This is a genomic window from Streptomyces sp. NPDC050617 (assembly GCF_040654795.1).
Taxonomy (GTDB): domain Bacteria; phylum Actinomycetota; class Actinomycetes; order Streptomycetales; family Streptomycetaceae; genus Streptomyces.
Window position 1 is genome coordinate 215506 of sequence record NZ_JBFAIS010000014.1, and the last position, 14338, is coordinate 229843.

Below are 14338 nucleotides of genomic sequence, written 5' to 3' on the forward strand. Positions count from 1 at the left end.
CCGCCCAAATCCGGGGCCACCGCCATCGAAGGGAACGTATGTTCTAATTCGAAGGAGGACGATACGAGGAGGTGCCATGCGCTGGACCAACCTGACCGGCGACGCCGGGGGCGCCGCTCCGGCGCTCTTCGGTACGGACTCGGTGACCCGCACGTTCGACACCCCGGAATTCCGCGGCATCACCTTCCACGAGATACGGGCCCGTTCGATCGTGAACCGGGTGCCGGGGGCCTCCCGGATGCCGTTCGAATGGACCGTGAACCCCTACCGGGGCTGTTCGCACGCGTGCGTCTACTGCTTCGCGCGCAAGACCCACAGCTATCTCGACCTCGACACGGGCGCCGGCTTCGACTCCCAGATCGTCGTCAAGGTCAACGCGCCGGAGCTGCTCCGGCGCGAGCTCGCCGCCGCCCGGTGGCGCGGCGAGCACATCGCCATGGGCACCAACGTCGACTGCTACCAGCGCGCGGAGGGCCGCTACCGGCTGATGCCGGGGATCATCGACGCGCTCACCGAGCGCGCCAACCCGTTCTCGATCCTCACCAAGGGGACCCTGATCCTCCGCGATCTGGAGCAGCTGCGGCGGGCGGCCCGCGTCACCGAGGTCGGCGTCTCCGTCTCGGTCGGCTTCCTCGACAGCGCGCTGTGGCGCACCGTCGAGCCCGGCACGCCCGCCCCCGAGCGCCGGCTCGCCGCCGTCCGTACGCTGACCGACCACGGCATCGCGTGCGGGGTGCTGATGGCGCCGGTCATCCCCTTCCTCGGCGACTCGCCGCAGCAGCTGCGCGCCACCGTGCGGGCCGTCGCGGCGGCCGGCGCGACCTCCGTCACCCCGCTCGCGCTGCATCTGCGCCCCGGGGCCCGCGAGTGGTTCATGGCCTGGCTGGCCGAGCACCATCCGCATCTGGTCCGCCGGTACGAGTCGATGTACGCGGGCGGCGCGTACGCCCCGAAGTGGTATCAGCGCCGGATCACCCGCCAGGTGCACGAGTACGCGGCCGAGGCCGGCATCGGCCCGTACGCCCCCGGCGCCCACCGCCGCGTCCCGGAGCCGCCCGAATCGCCTACGCTCGCCCCCGAACACACGCAGTTGACCTTGCTCTGAAGCTCCGCAGCTCTTCAGCTCCGAAGCCCTGAAGCTCGGCAGCTCCGCAGCTCCGCAGCTCTGAAAGGAGCCTCCGCATGACCCAGCTCCACCACTCGCCGGTGCCCGAGGGCCTGGCGCCCGGCAACGGCTACAGCCACGTCGTCTGGGGCACCGGCCGCTTCGTCGCCGTGGCCGGGCAGATAGCGCTCGACGCCGACGGCGCGCTGGTCGGCGAGGGCGATGCCGAGGCGCAGGCCCGGCAGGTCTTCGCCAATCTCGGGCGGTGCCTCGCCGAGGCGGGCGCGACCTTCGCCGACGTGATGAAGATGACCTTCTTCGTCACGGACATCGCGTTCCTCCCCGCCATCCGGGCCGCCCGCGACGATGTCCTGGACATGACCCGCCCGCCGGCCTGCTCCGCCGTGCAGGTCTCCGCGCTGGCCCGGCCGGACCTGCTGCTGGAGATCGAGGCGTTCGCGCTGGTGGGCGAGTAGCGGCGAGCGCGGCGAGTAACTCCGTGGCGGCGGGCGCGGTGCGCGGTTAGCGTGCCGCGCATGGTGCGGGTGCGGGAGATGACGGCCGGGGACATCGACGCGGTGGCGCGGATACGGGTGCGGGGGTGGCGGTTCGCGTACGCCGGGATCATGCCGCGGGGGTATCTCGACGGGCTGAGCGTGCGCGAGGACGCCGAGCGGCGGCAGGAGTTCTTCGCGCGCGCCGGCGGGGCCGTGACGAATCTCGTGGCGGAGGACGCCGGCGCCGTCGTGGGCTGGGCGTGCTTCGGGGCGTCGCGGGACGAGGACGCGGCGCCGGGCGACGGGGAGTTGTACGCGCTCTATGTGCGGCCCGAGCTGATCGGCACCGGGATCGGGCGCGCGCTGACCGCCGCCTCGCTCGCGGGCGCCGCCGAGCGGGATTTCTCGCGGCTGCTGCTGTGGGTGGTGCGGGACAACGCCCGTGCCCGCCGCTTCTACGAGCGCGCCGGTTTCGCGGCGGACGGCGGTGAAGAGGAGTACGAGGTGGCCGGGGCGCCGGTGCCGGAGGTGCGTTACGCGCTGGAGGTGGGGCGCACGTTCTGAGTGGCCTGGCCCGAGAGCTGGGCCAGGGCCTCGTCGGCAGCCGGCCGCAGCCGCTCGTGGCGGCGGGCCGCCGTCAGGGACTCCATGGCGCTCCGGTCGCCGAGCGCGCCCAGCCCCTCGACACAGGCGCGCGCGATCGGCCAGTAGTGGTCGGGCGCGGCCAGCAGCCGGTTCAAGGTGGCCAGCAGGGCGGGTACGGACTCGGGCGCGCGGAGCTCGGTGAGCAGCCGGATGGGGTACAGGGCGTAGGCGGTGCGCAGCTCATTGGTGGCGAGGGCGGCGGCGGCGCGCGCGGTGCGGGGGTCGCGGAGCCGGGCGAGGGCGCGGGCGGCGCAGGCGCAGCTGACCGGGTCGCGGTAGTTGAGGAGCATGACCAGCGGCTCGAACGCGCGCCGGTCGCCGCGTACGCCCAGCGCGTAGGCGGCGATCTCGCGCGCCCACAGGGGGCGTCCGGGCTCGACGAGTATGCGCGCGAGGTCTTCCCGGTGCTCGGCGGGGCGGTGGTCGCGCAGCAGGTCGAGCACGCCCTGGTAGGCCCTCACCTCCGCCGGGGAGCCCAGCTGTCCCCATACTCGTTCCAGCAGCGCACGGAATTCCTCTTCCATTTCCCGCTCCTCCCCGAGTGGCCCGTGCCACAGCGTAATTCGCGTGCCGACCACTGGCGGCCTCGGTTACCCGTGAGTTAACCTCCAAAGGAGAGCAGCACTCCTGCTCGGGCGGCCTGGTGACGCAGCCGCCACGGCGTGCAGTCGGTTCGGCACCCCAGTACGGCACGGCTCCGGGACAGAGCCCCGCCGATCGCTCAACTCCCTTTCTCCGGGCGCACTTTGCGCGTACCCGGAAACTCCTCAGTCGTCACTTCCCCCCTGCTGTCGGGGAACTCTCCCTGGAGTCTCGCGATGGACCGTCTGTCCACCCCTGATCCCTCCTCCCCCATCTCCCCCGCGCCCGCCGTGCGCCCACTGCGCAAGATCGCCGTCGTCGGCCTCGGCACCATGGGCTGCGGCATCGCCGAAGTCCTCGCCCGCGCCGGCCGTGAGGTCGTCGGGATCGACGTCAGCGACGCGGCGGCCGCGCGGGCCGTGGCGTCCCTCGAAGCCTCCACCGCCCGTGCCGTCGAGCGCGAGCGTTTCACCGAACCCGCACGCAGGGCCCTCCTCTCCCGCTTCCGCACCTGCGCCGATCTGCGTAGCGCGGCCGACGCCGACCTGGTCATCGAGGTCGTACCGGAGGAGTACGCGCTCAAGCACGAGGTCTTCACCGCCCTCGACGCCCTGGTCCGGCCGGACACCATCCTCGCCACCGGTACCAACGCGCTCTCGGTGACCCGGCTCGCCGCGGACTCGGCCCGCCCCGAACGCGTCCTGGGGCTGCACTTCTTCAACCCGGCCCCGGCCATGAAACTGGTCGAGGTGGTCTCCAGTGTGCTGACCGCGCCCGCCGCCGTCGCCGCCGTCACGGCTCTCGCCCGCGAGCTGGGCAAGGAGCCCGTCGCGGTCGGCGACCGGCCCGGCTTCGTCGCGGACGGGTTGCTGTTCGGCTACCTCAACCAGGCCGCCGCCATGTACGAGTCCCGATACGCGTCCCGCGAGGACATCGACGCGGCCATGAAGCTGGGCTGCGGCCTGCCGATGGGCCCGCTCGCGCTGCTCGACCTGATCGGCGTGGACACGGCCCGTACGGTCCTGGAGGCGATGTACAGCGCCTCGCACGACCGGCTGCACGCGCCGGCCCCGATCCTGGGCCAGCTCGCCGAGGCCGGGCTGACCGGCCGCAAGTCCGGCCGCGGCTTCTACACGTACGAGGCGCCGGGCAGCGCCCGTACCGTCCCGGACTCCGCCTCCCCGGCCGGCGCCGCGTCCGGCCCCGCGACCGGCCGCGAGGTGCGCTCGGTGGGCGTCGTCGGCTCGGGCACCATGGCCTCCGGCATCGCCGAGGTCTTCGCCAAGGCCGGCTGTCCCGTCGTGCTCGTCGCCCGCTCCCCGGAGAAGGCCGCGGCGGCGACGGCCCGGATCGCGAAGTCGCTCGGCCGCTCGGTCGACAAGGGGCGGCTGACCGCCGCGGCCCGGGACGCGGCGCTGGCCGCGATCGCCCCCGCCGCGACCCTGGACGCCCTCGCGGACGCGGACCTCGCCATCGAGGCGGTCGCCGAGGACCTGACGGTCAAGCAGGAGGTGTTCGCCGCGCTCGACAAGGTCTGCAAGGCCGGCGCGGTGCTCGCGACGACCACCTCCTCGCTGCCCGTCATCGCCTGCGCCCGCGCCACGTCGCGCCCGCGGGACGTGGTCGGCATGCACTTCTTCAACCCGGCCCCGGCCATGAAGCTCGTCGAGGTGGTCCGTACGGTCCTGACCGCCGACGACGCCCACGCCACCGTCCGCGAGGCATGCGCGCGGGTCCGCAAGCACCCGGTGGACTGCGGCGACCGGGCGGGGTTCATCGTCAACGCGCTGCTGTTCCCGTACCTCAACAACGCGATCAAGATGGTGCAGGAGCACTACGCGACGCTGGACGACATCGACGCCGCGATGAAGCTCGGCGGCGGCTATCCGATGGGGCCCTTCGAACTCCTCGACGTGGTCGGCCTCGATGTCTCGCTGGCCATCGAGAAGGTTCTGCACCGCGAGTTCCGCGACCCGGGACTGGCCCCCGCGCCGCTGCTGGAACATCTGGTCGCCGCGGGGTGTCTGGGGCGCAAGACGGGGCGCGGCTTCCGCGAGTATGCCCGCCGCTGACGGCGGGGCGCACGGCGGGTCCCCCGACGGGAAAGGTGGGTGGGGCGGGCTGCTCGAACCGGTCGGCAGTCCGCCCCGGCACTCGCATACGGCCGCGTGTTACGTTCCCCACATGTCCCAGCCCGTTAAGTCCGCTCGTACGCTGCGTTCGACGAATCATGAGACCGCTGACGGCTCGGAGAGCGCGAGCAGCCGCCGCGCCGCGGCCCAGCGCCTCGCCATGCGCCGCAAACTGGCCGCGGCCGCCATGGAGTTGTTCGCCACGAAGGGCTACGAGGCGACGACCGTCGATGAGATCGCGGCCGCCGCGGGGGTCGCCCGCCGGACGTTCTTCCGCCACTTCCGCTCCAAGGAAGAGGCGATCTTCCCCGACCACGACGACACCCTGGTACGGGCGGAGGCGGTGCTGGACGCCGCCCCCGCGCACGAGAACCCGCTGGACACCGTGTGCCGGGGCATCAAGGAGGTCATGCGGATGTACGCGGCCTCCCCGGCCGTGTCCGTGGAGCGCTACCGGCTGACCCGCGAGGTGCCGGCCCTGCGGGAGCGCGAGATCGCCTCGGTGGCCCGCTACGAACGGCTCTTCACGCGCTATCTGCTGGGCCACTTCGACGAGGGCGCGCACCACGTCGGCGACGACGATCCGCTGCTGGCCGAGGTCGCGGCCTCCGCCGTGGTCACCGCCCACAACCATGTGCTGCGCCGCTGGCTGCGCGCGGGCGGGATCGGCGACGTGGAGGCGCAGCTCGACCACGCCTTCGGGATCGTCCGGGAGACCTTCGGCACGGGCATCGGGGCCCGGCCGGGCGGCGAGCGGCCGGCGGCAGCGGCCCGTACGAACGGCGAGGTGCTGGTGACGGTGGCGCGCACGGACGCGCCGCTGGACGAGGTCATGCGCACCATCGAGAAGGCCCTCAAGCGGAAGTGACACCCCTGTAAGGGCTCTCACGCCCCTTCTATAAGCGCTCTCACGCCCGCCGCTCACCGCGGCGGGCGCCGCTGCGTCCGGGCCCTCCCCGCCCCACGCTTTGCTCATTAGTGCCCCGTCGATGACATCTGAGAGAAATTCTTGGCACTGAGTGTCTTGTCGACTGGCACCCGGTGTCATACCTTGAAGGTGTCCGGGCGGCCGGCGCGCAGACACAACCGTCGTGTGCCGGCTGTCCCCACAAGCACTCTGTGCGCCCGGACGCCTGCGTCACAGGCACCCCGCGCCCGACCGGGCGCACCGCCGAGCACCAGCACACCGCCGAACCGACGGCATCGCCTCTGCACCCGTGCATCCCATTCCGCATCTCCCCCGACGTCCCCTCAAGCCGTTCCCTCGAAAGACAACGCGCTTCGCCGGAGGCACACCGTGAACCAGCTACTGGACGCCATCGTCGCGTCGGACAGCACGAGCGAGGACTTCGCCGCCCTGTCCATCCCCGAGTCGTACCGCGCGGTGACCGTGCACAAGGACGAGACCGAGATGTTCGCCGGCCTCGCCACGCGGGACAAGGACCCCCGCAAGTCCCTGCACGTCGAGGACGTGCCCACGCCCGAGCTCGGCCCCGGCGAGGCCCTGGTCGCCGTCATGGCCAGCTCGGTGAACTACAACTCCGTCTGGACCTCGATCTTCGAACCGCTCTCCACCTTCGGGTTTCTGGAGCGGTACGGACGGCTCTCGCCCCTCGCCGGGCGGCACGACCTGCCGTACCACGTGATCGGCTCCGACCTCGCCGGCGTCGTGCTGCGCACCGGCCCCGGCGTCAACACCTGGCGGCCCGGCGACGAGGTCGTCGCGCACTGCCTCTCCGTGGAGCTGGAGTCCTCCGACGGCCACAACGACACGATGCTCGACCCCGAGCAGCGCATCTGGGGCTTCGAGACCAACTTCGGCGGCCTCGCGGAGATCGCGCTCGTCAAGTCCAACCAGCTGATGCCCAAGCCCCGGCATCTGAGCTGGGAGGAGGCGGCCTCCCCCGGGCTGGTCAACTCCACCGCCTACCGGCAGCTCGTCTCGCGCAACGGCGCGGGCATGAAGCAGGGCGACAACGTCCTGATCTGGGGCGCGAGCGGCGGACTCGGCAGCTATGCCACGCAGTTCGCGCTGGCCGGCGGCGCCAATCCGATCTGCGTCGTCTCCAGCCCGCGCAAGGCGGAGATCTGCCGTCGGATGGGCGCGGAGGCGATCATCGACCGCACCGCCGAGGAGTACCGGTTCTGGAAGGACGAGCACCACCAGGACCCGCGCGAGTGGAAGCGGTTCGGCAAGCGCATCCGGGAGCTGACGGGCGGTGAGGACGTGGACATCGTCTTCGAGCACCCAGGCCGCGAGACCTTCGGCGCGTCCGTGTACGTCACGCGCAAGGGCGGCACCATCGTCACGTGCGCCTCCACCTCGGGCTACACCCACGAGTACGACAACCGCTATCTGTGGATGTCGCTCAAGCGGATCATCGGCTCCCACTTCGCCAACTACCGCGAGGCGTGGGAGGCCAACCGGCTGATCGCCAAGGGGAAGATCCACCCGACGCTGTCGCGGACGTACACGCTGGAGGAGACCGGGCAGGCGGCGTACGACGTGCACCGCAACCTCCACCAGGGCAAGGTCGGCGTGCTCGCGCTCGCGCCCGAGGAGGGCATGGGCGTCTCGGACCCGGAGCTGCGCGAGCGCCACCTCGACGCCATCAACCGCTTCCGCGACGTCTGAACGAGCCGCGTGAACACAGCTTCTGGACGCGACACTTGAACGCGACTTCTGAACGAGACGGCTGAGAGACGTACATGACTGAGCGTCAGAAGGATCGTCCGTGGCTGATGCGGACGTACGCCGGGCACTCCACCGCCGAGGCGTCCAACGAGCTCTACCGGCGCAACCTCGCCAAGGGGCAGACCGGCCTGTCGGTCGCCTTCGACCTCCCGACGCAGACCGGTTACGACCCCGACCACGTCCTCGCGCGCGGCGAGGTCGGCCGGGTCGGGGTCCCCGTCTCCCATCTCGGCGACATGCGGCGGCTGTTCCAGGACATCCCGCTGGAGCGGATGAACACCTCCATGACCATCAACGCGACCGCGATGTGGCTGCTGGCGATGTATCAGGTGGTGGCCGAGGAGCAGGGCGCCGACATCACCCAGCTCTCCGGCACCACGCAGAACGACATCGTCAAGGAGTACCTGTCGCGCGGGACGCACGTCTTCCCGCCCGGCCCCTCGCTCCGGCTGACCACCGACATGATCGCGTACACGGTGGCCCGCATCCCCAAGTGGAACCCGATCAACATCTGTAGTTACCACCTCCAGGAGGCCGGGGCCACGCCCGTACAGGAGATCGCGTACGCGATGTCCACCGCCATCGCGGTGCTGGACGCCGTGCGCGACTCCGGGCAGGTGGCCCCGGAGCGGTTCGGCGACGTCGTCGCCCGGATCTCCTTCTTCGTGAACGCGGGCGTCCGCTTCATCGAGGAGATGTGCAAGATGCGCGCCTTCGGCCGCGTCTGGGACGGGATCACCCGCGAGCGGTACGGCATCGAGAACGCCAAACAGCGCCGCTTCCGCTACGGCGTCCAGGTCAACTCCCTCGGCCTGACCGAGGCGCAGCCGGAGAACAACATCCAGCGCATCGTGCTGGAGATGCTGGCCGTCACCCTCTCCAAGGACGCCCGCGCCCGCGCCGTGCAGCTCCCCGCCTGGAACGAGGCGCTGGGCCTGCCCCGCCCCTGGGACCAGCAGTGGTCGCTCCGCATCCAGCAGGTCCTGGCCCACGAGAGCGACCTGCTGGAGTACGAGGACATCTTCGCCGGCTCCCATGTCATCGAGGCCAAGGTCGCGGCGCTCGTCACCGAGTGCCGGGCGGAGATCGCCCGCATCCAGGAGATGGGCGGCGCGATGGCCGCCGTGGAGTCCGGCTACCTCAAATCCCAGCTCGTCTCCTCGCACGCCGAGCGGCGGGCGCGGATCGAGGCCGGCGAGGAGCTGATCGTCGGCGTCAACAGCTACGAGTCCACCGAGCCCAACCCGCTCACCGCCGACCTCGACACCGCCATCATGACCGTCGACCCGGCCAACGAGGCGCGCGTGGTGGCCGCGCTGGGCGCCTGGCGCGACGAGCGCGACGAGGGCCGCGCCCAGGACGCGCTGGCCGCGCTCAAGAAGACCGCCGCGGGCAGCGACAACCTCTTCGCCGCCACCCTCGAATGCGCCCGCGCGGGCGTCACGACCGGCGAGTGGTCCTGGGCGCTGCGGGACGTCTTCGGCGAGTTCCGCGCGCCCACGGGCGTCGGCGGCGCGCCCCTGGCGGTCGCGGCGGAACCCGGCACCCCGCTCGCGGCCGTACGGGCGAAGGCGGCCCGTACCGCCGAGGAGCTGGGCTGCGGCAAGCTGCGGCTGCTGGTCGGCAAGCCCGGCCTGGACGGGCACTCCAACGGCGCCGAGCAGATCGCCGTACGGGCCCGCGACGCCGGGTTCGAGGTGGTCTACCAGGGCATCCGGCTCACCCCGGAGCAGATCGTCTCGGCGGCCGTCGCCGAGGACGTGCACTGCGTCGGACTGTCCATCCTCTCCGGCTCGCACGCCGAGCAGGTCCCCGACGTGCTGGCGCGGCTGCGCCGCACCGGCGCCGACGACATGCCCGTGGTCGTCGGCGGCATCATCCCCGCCGCGGACGCCGACGCCCTGCGCGCGGCCGGCGTCGCGGCGGTCTTCACCCCGAAGGACTTCGGAATCACGGAGATCATCGGCCGTATCGTCGACGAGATCCGGAAAGCGAACAGGCTCGACCCCCTGGAGGTCCCCGCATGACTGTCAACCGCCTGCGTCCGCGCCGCTCCTGCCTGGCCGTGCCGGGCAGCAACCCGCGCTTCCTGGAGAAGGCCCAGGGCCTCGCCGCCGACCAGGTCTTCCTGGACCTGGAGGACGCGTGCGCGCCGCTGGCCAAGGAAGGCGCCCGGCACACCATCGTGGACGCGCTCAACAAGGGCGACTGGACGGGCAAGACCAGGGTCGTACGGGTCAACGACTGGACCACCGAGTGGACTTACCGCGACGTGGTGACGGTCGTCGAGGGCGCGGGCCACAACCTCGACTGCGTGATGCTGCCGAAGGTGCAGGACGCCGCGCAGGTCCAGGCGCTCGATCTGCTGCTCACCCAGATCGAGAAGACGATGGGGTTCGAGGTCGGCCGGATCGGCATCGAGGCGCAGATCGAGAACGCCAAGGGGCTGGTGAACGTCGACGACATCGCCGGATCCTCGCCGCGGCTGGAGACCATCGTCTTCGGCCCGGCCGACTTCATGGCGTCCATCAACATGAAGACGCTGGTCGTCGGGCAGCAGCCGCCCGGCTACGGGGCCGACGCGTACCACTACATCCTGATGCGCATCCTCATGGCGGCCCGTACGCACGACCTCCAGGCCATCGACGGCCCGTACCTCCAGATCCGCGACGTGGACGCCTTCCGCGAGGTCGCGGGGCGCGCGGCGGCGCTGGGCTACGACGGCAAGTGGGTGCTGCACCCCGGCCAGGTCGAGGCGGCCAACGAGGTCTTCTCGCCCTCGCAGGAGGACTACGACCGGGCGGAGCTGATCCTCGACGCCTACGAGTGGCACACCTCGGAGCGGGGCGGGAAGAAGGGCTCCGCGATGCTCGGCGACGAGATGATCGACGAGGCCAGCCGCAAGATGGCGCTGGTCGTCGCGGGCAAGGGCCGGGCCGCGGGGATGCGGCGCACCACCGAGTTCGAAGCACCGGAGGCGTGAGCGCCATGCAGTTCGGCCGCACCTACGAGGAGTTCACCGTCGGCGACGTCTACCGGCACTGGCCGGGAAAGACCGTCACGGAGTACGACGACCACCTCTTCTGTCTGCTCACGATGAACCACCACCCGCTCCATATGGACGCCCATTACGCGGAGCACACGACGGATTTCGGCAAGAACGTCGTCGTCGGCAACTACATCTATTCGCTGCTGCTGGGCATGTCCGTGCCGGACGTCTCGGGCAAGGCCATCGCCAATCTGGAGGTCGAGTCGCTCCGGCATGTGGCGCCGACGTTCCACGGCGACACCGTCTACGGCGAGACCGAGGTGCTCGACAAGATTCCGTCAAAATCCAAGTCCGACCGCGGGATCGTGTACGTGGAGACGAAGGGCTACAAGCAGGACGGCACCGTGGTCTGCGTTTTCCGGCGCAAGGTGATGGTGCCCACCGAGACGTATACGAAGGAACGCGGCGGTGAGCAGCCGGGCCGCCCCCGGCCCCAGATGCCGCAGGCACAGCGGGCACAGCCGGCTCAGCAGACGAAGAAGGTGGAGGAGTAGCCATGGGACGCCTCGCGCAGACCGATTCCCTGACCGATGTCCAGCGGGAAATCCTCTCCACCGTACGTGACTTCGTCGACAAAGAGATCCTGCCGGTCGCGACCGAACTGGAGCACCGCGACGAATATCCGACGCGGATCGTCGAGGGCCTCACCGAACTGGGGCTGTTCGGCCTGATGATTCCGGAGGAGTACGGCGGACTGGGCGAGTCCCTTCTCACGTACGCGCTGTGCGTGGAGGAGATCTCGCGCGGCTGGATGAGCGTCTCGGGGATCGTGAACACCCACTTCATCGTCGCCTATCTGCTGAAACAGCACGGCACCCAGGAGCAGAGGGACTATTTCCTGCCAAAGATGGCGGCGGGGGAAATCCGCGGCGCCTTCTCGATGTCCGAGCCGGCGCTCGGCTCGGATGTGTCGGCGATCACATCCAAGGGCGCGCGGGACGGCGACGACTATGTCCTTACAGGACAGAAGATGTGGCTCACCAACGGCGGCACGTCCTCGCTCGTGGCGATTTTGTGCCGTACGGACGAGGGGCACCCGGAAGGCACCGCGCGGCACAAGTCGATGACCACGTTCCTGGTCGAGAAGGAGCCGGGGTTCGGCCAGGTCAAGCCGGGTCTCACCATTCCGGGCAAGATCGACAAGATGGGTTACAAGGGCGTCGACACCACCGAGCTGATCATGGACGGGCTGCGGGTTCCGGCCGATCGCGTGCTCGGCGGGGCCACCGGGCGGGGTTTTTACCAGATGATGGACGGCGTCGAGGTCGGGCGGGTGAATGTAGCGGCGCGTGGGTGCGGAGTGGCGCAGCGTGCCTTTGAGTTGGGGGCCTCGTACGCACAGCAGCGGCACACCTTCGGAAAACCGATCGCCGAACATCAGGCCATTCAGTTCAAATTGGCCGAAATGGGGACAAAAGTCGAAGCGGCCCATGCGATGATGGTGAACGCGGCGCGCAAGAAGGACTCGGGACAGCGCAACGACCTCGAAGCCGGCATGGCCAAATACCTGGCCTCCGAGTACTGCAAGGAGGTGGTCGAGGACGCCTTCCGCATCCACGGCGGCTACGGCTTCTCCAAGGAGTACGAGATCGAGCGCCTCTACCGCGAGGCCCCGATGCTGCTCATCGGTGAAGGCACCGCCGAGATCCAGAAAATGATCATTGGTCGTCGGCTACTTGAAGAGTACCGATTCCAGGGATGAATGTCCTTTATGGGGCGATTTCTACGAGAAGTAGATCACACCCCGTCATCGGAGTTCGGCCACCGACTGGCCCTGGCGCTTGCCCAGTTGCCGCTCGCAACCGATAGCATCCCCGGAAAGCCGCCGTCCCCCCGTTCTGTTACGCGGCATCCTCCGCTACGAAGGTCATCCATGCCCCACAGCCAATCCTCTGCACCTCGCGGCCGCGTCCGCCTCGCGCGCGGGGCCTCGCCGTGGCTCGTCCCGACCGTCGCCACGGCCGCGGTCAGCCTCACCCGTGCCCGCCGCTCCGGACGCTGGGCGGCGCTCGCCGTACCCACCACCGCGCTCGCGGCGGGAATGCTGTGGTTCTTCCGTGACCCCGAGCGCGAGATCCCCGAGGGCCGCGTCCTGTCCCCCGCCGACGGTGTGGTGCAGAGCATCATGCCGTGGAAGGACGGACGCACCCGCGTCGCGATCTTCATGAGCCCCCTGAACGTCCACGTCAACCGCGCCCCCATGGGCGGCACGGTGCGCTCCGTCAAGCACATCCCCGGCGGGTACGTACCGGCGTTCAACAAGGAGAGCGAGAACAACGAGCGCGTCGTCTGGCACTTCGACACCGAGCTCGGCGACATCGAGATGGTCCAGATCGCCGGCGCCGTGGCCCGCCGCATCGTGCCGTACGTGCCGCAGAGCACCAAGGTCGAGCAGGGCGACCGGATCGGACTGATCCGCTTCGGTTCGCGCGTCGACCTCTACCTCCCCGAGGGCATCGAGGCCGCGGTCGAGGTCGGCCAGGCGACCACGGCGGGGGTGACTCGCCTTGACCGTGATTGATCCCGACACACAGGCGGCCTGGGTCCCGGAGGCCGGCCACGACGCCGACGCCGCGCACGACGACGCCGACGTCGCGGACATCCCCCTGTCCACCCGGCTCTCGATAGCGGACACCCTCACCCTCGGCAACGCCATCTGCGGCTTCATGGCCGTCTACTTCACCACCACCGGCGTCCTCATCCCGCACCTGACGGGCAACGAGGACGGCGGCATGGCCCGGCACAGCGCGGCCACGGCGGTGATACTGATCCTGCTCGCCTCGGTCTTCGACCTCTTCGACGGGCTCGTGGCGCGCAAGCTGCGCAGCTCGGCGATGGGGGCCGAGCTGGACAACCTGTCCGACCTGATCAGCTTCGGGCTGGCGCCCGCGTACTTCGTGGTCGTCTGGGGCATGGTCGCCGACGACGCGCACCAGCGGGTGTCGGCGGTCGCCGCGATCGTGGTCCTGCTGGCCGTCGTGCTCCGGCTCGCGCGCTTCTCGTGCGTACAGCTGCGCGACGGCATCTTCCAGGGCATGCCGAGCCCCTTCGGGGCGCTGACGGTCGTCTCGATCGTCCTCCTGGAGCTCCCGTTCATGCCGACGCTCCTCGCGATCGTCGGGGTGGCCTGGCTGATGGTGAGCCGCGTCGAGTACCCCAAGCCGCGCGGCCGCCTCGCCGTCGCGATGCTCGGCTGGATCGTCCTCAGCATGGGCCTGCTGGCCGCCTGGGCCTTCGACGCCCCCGGCGGCGAACTCCTCCTCCAGACCGGCTGCGCCCTCCAGGTCGTCCTCGGCGCGGTGATCCCGCTCTTCGCCACGGCCCGCCGCGTCAACACCTTCCGCGACAACCGCCGCGAGGCCCGCGCCACGCAGTTGCCGTAGACATCTCGCAGTACCTCTGAAGGGCCCCGAGCGCTGAAGCTCGGGGCCCTTTGGGGTTGGGGGACTGGGGGGCTGGGGGGTGCTCTCTGCTGCCGGGGGCTGGGGCTGGTGTCGCAGGCGGCTGCTGGGTGGGACGGTATTGCCGGTGGATGGGTGCGGGTTTCTGTTCTTCACCACGCACGCCGCCGACCCGCTGGTGGCCGCCGTCGGCAACACCGTCCTCGACGTCCTGGAGAACGAGAAGCTCGAT

Annotated in this window: 13 protein-coding genes; 12 read left to right on the forward strand and 1 reads right to left on the reverse strand. The window is 70.4% G+C overall.

Translation table 11 applies throughout. From position 1 onward, the window contains the following. Positions 1–76: 76 nt before the first annotated feature. The 3 genes from AB0I49_RS20395 to AB0I49_RS20405 all read left to right on the forward strand — a co-directional run bounded on the left by AB0I49_RS20395 (position 77) and on the right by AB0I49_RS20405 (position 2166). Positions 77–1105 carry an Rv2578c family radical SAM protein gene (locus tag AB0I49_RS20395; protein WP_363228402.1) on the forward strand — a complete coding sequence of 343 codons (1029 nt, stop codon included), beginning with the start codon at positions 77–79 and terminating at the stop codon, positions 1103–1105. Positions 1106–1182: 77 nt separating this feature from the next. Next, the gene (locus tag AB0I49_RS20400) at positions 1183–1581 is read left to right on the forward strand and encodes a RidA family protein (RefSeq protein ID WP_363228403.1); all 399 of its coding nucleotides are present in this window, start codon (positions 1183–1185) and stop codon (positions 1579–1581) included. Between the two features lie 60 nt (positions 1582–1641). Then, positions 1642–2166 (forward strand): N-acetyltransferase, encoded by a 525-nt coding sequence (locus AB0I49_RS20405; RefSeq protein WP_363228404.1) that lies wholly within the window; start codon positions 1642–1644, stop codon positions 2164–2166. Here AB0I49_RS20405 and AB0I49_RS20410 read toward each other — a convergent pair. Next, on the reverse strand, positions 2136–2771 hold the full coding sequence (locus tag AB0I49_RS20410; protein ID WP_363228405.1) for a HEAT repeat domain-containing protein: 636 nt from the start codon (positions 2769–2771) through the stop codon (positions 2136–2138). The two genes, AB0I49_RS20405 and AB0I49_RS20410, sit on opposite strands and share 31 nt — an antisense overlap. A gap of 294 nt (positions 2772–3065) precedes the next feature. Here AB0I49_RS20410 and AB0I49_RS20415 point away from each other — a divergent pair, with 294 nt between their 5' ends. The 9 genes from AB0I49_RS20415 to pssA all read left to right on the forward strand — a co-directional run bounded on the left by AB0I49_RS20415 (position 3066) and on the right by pssA (position 14088). Further along, positions 3066–4901, forward strand: a complete 1836-nt coding sequence (locus AB0I49_RS20415) for a 3-hydroxybutyryl-CoA dehydrogenase (protein WP_363228406.1) — start codon at positions 3066–3068, stop codon at positions 4899–4901. A gap of 112 nt (positions 4902–5013) precedes the next feature. Then, positions 5014–5829 carry a TetR family transcriptional regulator gene (locus tag AB0I49_RS20420; RefSeq protein WP_363228407.1) on the forward strand — a complete coding sequence of 272 codons (816 nt, stop codon included), beginning with the start codon at positions 5014–5016 and terminating at the stop codon, positions 5827–5829. Positions 5830–6258: 429 nt separating this feature from the next. After that, positions 6259–7596: a crotonyl-CoA carboxylase/reductase gene (ccrA, locus tag AB0I49_RS20425; RefSeq protein ID WP_363228408.1), complete on the forward strand. Its 1338-nt coding sequence runs from the start codon at positions 6259–6261 to the stop codon at positions 7594–7596. Positions 7597–7670: 74 nt separating this feature from the next. Continuing rightward, positions 7671–9683, forward strand: a complete 2013-nt coding sequence (locus tag AB0I49_RS20430) for a protein meaA (protein WP_363228409.1) — start codon at positions 7671–7673, stop codon at positions 9681–9683. After that, a complete protein-coding gene (locus AB0I49_RS20435) occupies positions 9680–10639 on the forward strand; it encodes a CoA ester lyase (RefSeq protein WP_363228410.1) in 960 nt (319 codons plus the stop codon). The genes AB0I49_RS20430 and AB0I49_RS20435 overlap by 4 nt, the downstream gene beginning before the upstream one ends. Positions 10640–10644: 5 nt before the next feature. After that, positions 10645–11199, forward strand: coding sequence for a MaoC family dehydratase (locus tag AB0I49_RS20440; protein WP_363228421.1), 555 nt, complete (start codon positions 10645–10647; stop codon positions 11197–11199). Between the two features lie 2 nt (positions 11200–11201). Next, a complete protein-coding gene (locus tag AB0I49_RS20445; RefSeq protein ID WP_363228411.1) occupies positions 11202–12407 on the forward strand; it encodes an acyl-CoA dehydrogenase family protein in 1206 nt (401 codons plus the stop codon). 171 nt (positions 12408–12578) lie between these two features. Beyond that, positions 12579–13226, forward strand: a complete 648-nt coding sequence (locus AB0I49_RS20450) for a phosphatidylserine decarboxylase (RefSeq protein ID WP_363228412.1) — start codon at positions 12579–12581, stop codon at positions 13224–13226. Then, on the forward strand, positions 13213–14088 hold the full coding sequence (gene pssA, locus AB0I49_RS20455) for a CDP-diacylglycerol--serine O-phosphatidyltransferase (protein ID WP_363228413.1): 876 nt from the start codon (positions 13213–13215) through the stop codon (positions 14086–14088). The genes AB0I49_RS20450 and pssA overlap by 14 nt, the downstream gene beginning before the upstream one ends. The last annotated feature ends 250 nt before the right edge of the window (positions 14089–14338 follow it).